The sequence below is a fragment of the Microbacterium sp. 13-71-7 genome (assembly GCF_002257455.1).
In the GTDB taxonomy this organism is placed as follows: Bacteria; Actinomycetota; Actinomycetes; order Actinomycetales; family Microbacteriaceae; genus Microbacterium.
The window spans coordinates 1-7,207 of sequence record NZ_NCKN01000206.1 but is presented as its reverse complement, the minus strand read 5'-3'; the positions used below and the strand labels follow the sequence as shown (position 1 = coordinate 7,207).

7 protein-coding genes are annotated in these 7,207 nt (G+C 72.2%); 5 read left to right on the top strand and 2 right to left on the bottom strand.

The genetic code is table 11. The features are described 5' to 3' along the window. Together B7X32_RS16475 and B7X32_RS16470 are read left to right on the top strand one after the other, a co-directional pair. Positions 1-307 (top strand): MGMT family protein (locus B7X32_RS16475; RefSeq protein ID WP_292722025.1); only part of this gene is annotated, 307 nt, incomplete at its 5' end. 71 nt (positions 308-378) lie between these two features. Beyond that, the gene (locus B7X32_RS16470) at positions 379-1,674 is read left to right on the top strand and encodes an HNH endonuclease signature motif containing protein (RefSeq protein ID WP_292722023.1); all 1,296 of its coding nucleotides are present in this window, start codon (positions 379-381) and stop codon (positions 1,672-1,674) included. Positions 1,675-1,793: 119 nt separating this feature from the next. Here the strand turns inward: B7X32_RS16470 and B7X32_RS16465 are convergent, their stop codons facing one another. After that, positions 1,794-3,338, bottom strand: a complete 1,545-nt coding sequence (locus B7X32_RS16465) for a CitMHS family transporter (protein WP_292722020.1) — start codon at positions 3,336-3,338, stop codon at positions 1,794-1,796. A gap of 143 nt (positions 3,339-3,481) precedes the next feature. Between B7X32_RS16465 and B7X32_RS16460 the strand changes: the two genes are divergently transcribed. Continuing rightward, positions 3,482-5,284, top strand: a complete 1,803-nt coding sequence (locus B7X32_RS16460) for a sensor histidine kinase (protein WP_292722017.1) — start codon at positions 3,482-3,484, stop codon at positions 5,282-5,284. Further along, the gene (locus tag B7X32_RS16455) at positions 5,281-5,934 is read left to right on the top strand and encodes a response regulator (RefSeq protein WP_292722015.1); all 654 of its coding nucleotides are present in this window, start codon (positions 5,281-5,283) and stop codon (positions 5,932-5,934) included. Before B7X32_RS16460 ends, B7X32_RS16455 begins: the two co-directional genes overlap by 4 nt. A 41-nt stretch (positions 5,935-5,975) precedes the next feature. Here B7X32_RS16455 and B7X32_RS16450 read toward each other — a convergent pair whose 3' ends face one another. Next, positions 5,976-6,743: an SDR family oxidoreductase gene (locus tag B7X32_RS16450; protein ID WP_292722012.1), complete on the bottom strand. Its 768-nt coding sequence runs from the start codon at positions 6,741-6,743 to the stop codon at positions 5,976-5,978. Positions 6,744-6,799: 56 nt separating this feature from the next. Between B7X32_RS16450 and B7X32_RS16445 the strand changes: the two genes are divergently transcribed. Continuing rightward, on the top strand, positions 6,800-7,207 hold a 408-nt coding region (locus tag B7X32_RS16445), incomplete at its 3' end, for a hypothetical protein (RefSeq protein ID WP_292722009.1).

The following is a 7,207-nucleotide window of genomic DNA, read 5'->3' as shown; positions in this document are numbered from 1 at the left end:
CCTGCCCTTCGACCTCGGCCCGCAGTCCGACGTCACGAACGCCGTGCTCCACGCGCTCTACGACACGGTCGGCCACGGCGAGACCGTGACCTACGGCGAACTCGCCGAGCGCAGCGGCACGGCCGTGCCCGCGCGGGCGATCGGATCCATCATGGGCGCCAACCCGCTCCCGATCATCGTGCCGTGCCACCGCGTTGTCGCGAGCGACGGGCTCGGCGGATACTCCGGGGGAGCTCCGGGCGAGGGCCTCCTCACGAAGCGCTGGCTGCTCGAGCACGAGGGAGCGCTGCCGGCGGCCCTGTTCTGAGCGGGGCGGCGACGACGCCGGCCTGTGGATAACCCTTCCATTCGTCGAAGATATGTTCTATACTCGAGGGTATGGACCAGCCTCTCGATCACTACCTCCGCCGCAGCGCGGAGATCGTGACCGAGTGCGCGGATCTGGGCCGCGAGATCGCACGGATGCAGGCCCGGCAGGCGGCGCTGGCGCACGAGAGGGTCGCGCTGCTCCTCGATGAGGTCCCGACCGGATCCGCCGGATTCGACCAGGCGGAGCGCTCGATGATCTGCGAGCTCGCGGCGGCATTGTATCTGTCCCGCTACGCCGCGGCGAAGATGCTCGCGACCGGGCACGTGCTGCACGAGCGGTTCCCGGCCACGCGCGCCGCCCTGGAGGCGGGAGGCGTGTCCCTCGCGCACGCGGAGACCATCGTCGAAGCGGCCGCCGACATCCCCCACGATGACACCTCGGCGCTCGCCGAGTACGAAGCGCAGGTCGTTCCGTTCGCAGAGGCCGAGTCCCGGGCGCGCACGAAGGCCTTCGCCGGATCCGTGGCCGCGGCCGTCGCCCCGATCGCGCTGACCGACGCGCATCGACGAGCCCACGACGACCGCGCGGTGACGGTCACCGACGACGGCGCGGGGCAGGCCACGATGCATGCGACGGGTCCCGCGGCGCTCATCCACGCGGCGTACGACCTGCTCACGCAGGAGGCGCGGACGATCCTCGATGAGGCGAAGCGCGCGAGTCGTGACGCGGGCGACGAGGAGCGGCCCCGAGACGGGCGGCGGCTGGACCAGGTGCGGTTCGATCGCTTCCTGCTGAAGGTGCTCACCGGCCGTGTCTCCGATGATGCCGACATCGTCACGGGCATCCGGGCGACCGTGCAGGTCACGGTCGCGGAATCCACGCTCCTCGGTCGGGACGACCGCATGGCGGAGCTCGACGGGCGAGGCCCGATGGATCCGGACCTCGCCCGCCGCCTCGCGGTCGCGGCGTTCAGCTGGGAGCGACTCGCACTCGACCCGCAGGGCAGGGTGGTCCGCACCACTCCCTACCGAGTCCCGGAGGCGGTGCGGCGACAGCTTCGAGCCAGGGATCGCACCTGCCGGTTCCCGGGCTGCCGGCAACCCGCCCGACGATGTCAGATCGACCACAATCATGATTTCGCGAGAGGCGGTCCCACCGACCCCTGCAACCTGGCGTGCCTCTGCGAGACGCACCACGCGCTGAAGCACCCGGACGTGGATCTCCGCTGGCGCTGGACCGCCGAGCAGAGGGCGGGCGGCGTCATCGTGTGGATCACTCCCGCAGGGGTCGAGCACACAGACGCGCCGCCGCCCCGGGTGATGTTCGTGGAGACGGACTCCGCGGAACCGCGTGCCGCTGCCTGAGAAGCCGCCGCCCGAGAAGCCGCCGCCCGAGAAGCCGCCGCCCGAGAAGCGGTCCGGCCGAGAAGCGGTCCGGCCGAGAAACCGCTGCCTGAACACCCGTCCGGCCGGCAGCCCGACGGCTACTGCGCGACGAAGAACGGGATCGCGCCGGTCAGGATCCCCACCGCCAGCATCACGAGCGAGACCACGAGCGCGCGCCACAGCACCTTGCGGTGATGATCGCCGAGGTTCACGCTGGCGAGCGAGACCAGGAGCAGGATCGCCGGGACCAGCGGGCTCTGCAGGTGCACGGGCTGGCCGGTGATGGAAGCGCGGGCCATCTCGACGGGATCGATGCCGAAGTGCGCGGCGCTCTCGGACAGGACCGGCAGGATGCCGAAGTAGAACGCGTCGTTCGACATCAGGAACGTGAACGGGATCGACAGCACGCCCGTGATCGGCGCGAGGAAGGGGCCGAGCTGCGGCGGCAGGACCGTGGTGATCCAGTTCGCCATCGCGTCGACCATGCCGGTGCCGCTCAGCACGCCGACGAGCACGCCCGCGGCGATCACCATGGAGACGACGCCGACGATGCTCGGCGCGTGCGCGACGATCTCGGACGCCTGGTCCTTGAGCTTTCGGAAGTTCACGAGCAGCGCCACCGCGGCGCCGACCATGAACACGTACGGCAGCGGCATGATGTCGATCACGAGCAGCACCATCACGGCGACCGTGAGGGCGAGGTTGAACCAGATCAGCCTCGGGCGCAGCGTGGGCCGGTTCGGGTCGAGCATCGTGTCGGCCATCGCGGTGTCGGCCGGATCCACCCCGGCGGCGGAGACCGGTCCGTGACCGTGCGCGACCGTGACGATGTTGCCCGTGCGCAGGGCGGCGCGAGCACCGGGCTTGGCATCGGCGCCGCGGAAGATCGCGGGGATCGCCGCGAGCAGACCGCCCTCGGCGGTGCCGGTCAGACGGCTCCCGTCGAGCGCTCCGAGCCGGCGCCGCTCCTGCAGGCCGAGCATCCAGGCGAAGCCGAGCGCGACGAGCAGGCCGACCCCGAGCGAGGGCAGCATCGGCACGAACACGTCGGTGGGCTGCAGGCTCAGCGCGGTCGCGGCGCGCACGGTGGGGCCGCCCCACGGCACGATGTTGAGCGTGCCGTTCATGAGGCCGGCCACGCAGGTGAGCACCACGGGGTTCATGCCGAGCCGCAGGTAGATGGGCAGCATCGCCGAGGTGGTGATGATGAACGTCGTGGATCCGTCGCCGTCCAGCGACACCGCGCCGGCGAGCAGGGCGGTGCCCACGACGACCTTGGCCGGATCGTCGCCGAGCACCCGGGTGATCACGCGGATCAGCGGGTCGAACAGGCCGACGTCGATCATGATGCCGAAGAACATGATCGCGAACATCAGCAGGGCCGCGGTCGGCGCCATCTTGCCGATCGCGTCCAGGATCATGTCGCCGAGGCCCAGCCCTGCGCCGGCGAAGAGGCCGAACGCGGTGGGGACCAGGATCAGCGCCACCATCGGGGTGAGGCGCTTGGTCATGATCAGCGTCATGAAGACGAGCACCATCAGGAAGCCGAGGATCACGAGAACCCATTCCGGCGGCGCGAAAGCGATGTCGTACGAGGGCTTGTCCTCGGCCGCAGCGAGCAGACCGGTGAGCACCGTGGGCATGAGTTGACTCCTTCGTCATCCGCCTGTCGTCATCGACGGACCTCGCCGACACTAGAGGCGGCTCGCGCCTCCGCCCCGGTAAGTCGCATTCCCCGCGTTGTGCGCGTAGCGTGACTTCTGCGCATATTGCTCAAGGAGGACGGATGCCCCTGACGCGTCGGGTGAGGTTCGCGACGCGAACACTCCTCCTGCAGTTCGCGACGGTCGTGCTCGTGGTCGCGCTGTGCACCGGGGTCTACCTCGTCCTGGCCGTGCAGCAGCTCCGCGCCGAGGCCGAGTCCTCCGCACTGGGGATCGCGCGGACGCTCGCGGAGGATCCGGAGGTGCGCGCGGAGGTCGCCCGCGCCTCGGCCGAGCCCGGCACGCCGCAGGCCGCCGACCTGCAGGCCGGCGTGCTGCAGCGCACGGCGACCGCCATCGCCTCGCGCACCGGAGCGCTCTTCGTCGTCATCACGGATGATCACGGGATCCGTCTCGCGCATCCGGATCCGGATCGCCTCGGGCAGGAGGTGAGCACGCCGTACCAGGACGTGCTCGCCGGGCACGAGGTCGTCGAATGGGAGACCGGAACGCTGGGGGATTCGGCGCGGGCGAAGGTGCCCGTACGAGACGACGCAGGAGCACCGGTCGGCGAGGTGAGCGTCGGCTTCGCCCGCGCAGGGGTCTTCGACGACCTGCCGCCGCTGCTCGCCGTGATCGGCATCGCCGCCGCGGGATCGCTGCTGCTGGCGGGCGTCGCCGCGCTCATGCTGCGCCGTCGCTGGGAGCGGCTCACCCTCGGGGTGCAGCCGGAGGAGCTGGTCGCGCTCGTGCAGAACCAGACCGCCGTGCTGGACGGGGTGGACGACGGCGTGCTCGCGGTCGATCAGGCCGGCGTCGTACGGGTCTGCAACGCCGCCGCCGAGCGCCTGCTCGGCGTGCACGACCTCGTCGGCGTGCCGCTGGGACGGACCGGGCTTCCCGACGCGGTGCGCGAGGCGGCGTCAGGAGGTCGTGCGCTCTCCGAGATCGTGCTCGGCGAGCGGGTGCTCTACCTGGACACGCGCCCCGTCGAGCGCGAAGGGCGTGCGCTCGGCACCGTGGCCGTGATCCGCGACCGCACCGAGCTCATCGCGCTCTCGGAGCGGCTGGAGAGCGTGCGCACGATGACCGCCGCCCTGCGCGTGCAGCGCCACGAGTTCGCCAACCGGATCCATGTCGCCGCCGGGCTCATCGACGCGGAGCGCGTGCAGGACGCGCGTGAGTTCCTCGCCGAGCTCATGCAGCGCGGATCCGTGGACTTCCCGCTGGCGGGCCGGGAGCGGCTCGGTGACCCGTTCCTGCAGTCGTTCCTGGGGGCCAAGGCGCTCGAGGCCTCCGAGCGCGGCGTGACGCTGCGGATCGCGGAGGACACGCACCTGCGCGGCGCGGTGGTCGCGGCCGAGGACGTCGCGGCGGTGCTCGGCAACCTCGTCGACAACGCCGTGACCGCGGCCGTCGCCGGAGGCGCACCGCACTGGATCGAGGTCGCCGTGCTCGACGACGGCGATGCGCTCGTCGTCACGGTCGCGGATTCGGGGGCGGGACTCGATGCGCTCACCGACGAATCGGATGCGCTCACCGACGAATCGGATGCGCAGCGGCCTGCCGCCGGCCCCGGCGCCGATGCGAGCCAGGGGACCGGGAGTCCCGACGACGCCGGCGCGGTGCACGGCCATGGGCTGGGCCTGCCCCTGTCCCGCGAGATCGCCCGTCGCGGGGGCGGCGACCTGTGGGTCATCGACCGCGGCGGCGACGACCACGGAGCGGTCTTCGCGGCTCGCCTCGACGGCGCCGTCGCACCCGCCGCAGGGAACAGACCGGAGCGCGCGGGGAACGGGCCGGAGCGCGCGGGGAACGGGCCGGAGCGGGCAGGGAACAGACCGGAGCGTGCAGGGAACAGACCGGAGAAGGAAGAGAGCAGATGACGGATCCGATCCGCACCCTCGTACTGGACGACGACTTCCGGGTCGGCCGTCTGCACCAGACCATCGTCGACGAACGCCAGGGCTTCGTCGCGCTGGAGCCGGTGCGCACGATCGCGGAGGCCAGGGCGGCCGTCCGCGATCTCGCACCGGACCTGCTCGTCGCCGACGTCTACCTGCCCGACGGCGACGGGATCGGCCTCGTGCGCGAGGCGGGGGTGGACGCGATCGTCGTCTCCGCGGCCGACGACCCGGCGACCGTGCGGCGGGCGCTGCGCTCTGGCGCGCACGCCTACCTGATCAAGCCGTTCGAGCAGCGGGCGCTGGTCGGCGCCCTCGATCGCTACGCGCGCTTCCGCAACCTGCTCGCGGGCGATCGCGCCGTGGGACAGAAGGACGTCGATCGCGCGCTCGCGATCCTGCACGGATCCGGAGAGGCCGCATCGCCCTCGCGCTCCGCGACCGAGCAGGTCGTGCTCGCCGCGCTGGGCGAGGACGAGGCCTCGGCCGCCGAGATCGGAGAGCGCGTGGGGATCTCCCGCGCCACCGCGCAGCGGCACCTCGCCGCGCTCGCCGAACGCGACGCCGTCGAGGTGCGGCTCCGCTACGGTGCCACCGGCCGTCCGGAGCATCGCTACACGCGGCGGGCGTGACAGGGCGGGCGTGAAGGGCGAGCCCGCGGTCGCGGCGGGTCTCAGCCCCGACCGAACAGCGCGCCGCCGTTCACCTGGATGATCTGCCCGGTGGTCCAGCCGCCTTCGGGGCCGGCGAGGTACGAGACGGCGCCGGCGACCTCGTCGGGCGTTCCCGCGCGGTTCATCGGCACCTGGGCGAGCCGCGACGCCACGATGTCGGGCGTGCGACGCCCGTCCCAGAATCCGGTGTCGGGCACATACCCGGGCGCGACCGCGTTGACCGTCACGCCCTCGGCGGCGAGTTCGGCCGCGAGACCCATCATCCAGCCGTGGATCGCGGCCTTCGCCGCGCCGTAGCCGTTCGCGCCACGGAGCGCCGCGATCGAGCTGATCGAGACGATCCGGCCGCCCGGCCGCGTGATGCGGGGGAGCAGCGCCTCGGTCAGCAGCACCGCGGTGAGCACGTTCAGGCGCATGTTGGCCTCGTAGTTGGCGGCGATGCCGGCGAGGCCCTCGCCGCGGTCCAGCACGTTGCCGCCGGCGTTGTTGAGCAGCACGTCGACGTCCCCGGCGATCTCTCCGGCCGCGCGCTCGACGGCGTCCGGATCCTGCAGGTCCGCGACGATCGTCTGCACGCGGGCGTCCGGGGTCTGCGTGCGGATCCGGTCGGCCGCCTCCTGCAGGACGGCCTCGCGGCGGCCGAGGAGCACGAGGTCGAAGCCGTCGCGCGCGAGGCGCAGCGCCGAGGCGAGTCCGATGCCGGTTCCGCCGCCGCTGATGACGGCCTGCGGGCGGGATGCTGCGGAGGACGGGTGCGGAGTGGTCATGCAGCCAGCCTATGAGGTGGTGCCGGGCGCGGGGCAGGACCGGTAGCGTTGCGGCCGTGACCTCATCCCCCGCCACCGGCCGGCGGCCGTGGGCCGGCGCCGCCCTCGTGATGCTCGCGTGGTGGGTCACGACGTACGGATTCGGATCGATTCCGATGCCCGCCCTGCAGCCCGGGTGGTTCCCGCAGCTGGGCGTCGTGCTGACCAACGGGCTCAGCCTCGCGGTCTCCCTCGCGGTGGCGCTGCTGCTCCGGCGAGCGGGATGGTGGGCGCGGGAGCCGATCCGGGATCTCGCCGGCTGGCGCGCCGGTCGCGTCGAGGCGTTCGGCTGGCTGCTGCCGGTGCTCGCGATCCAGCTCTCCTACATCTGGATCGGGAAGACCGGCGTTCCGGGCCTCGCCGGCACCGCGGGGACGATGCTCAGCATGGCCGCGGGAATGCTCGCCGTGGGGATCTCGGAGGAG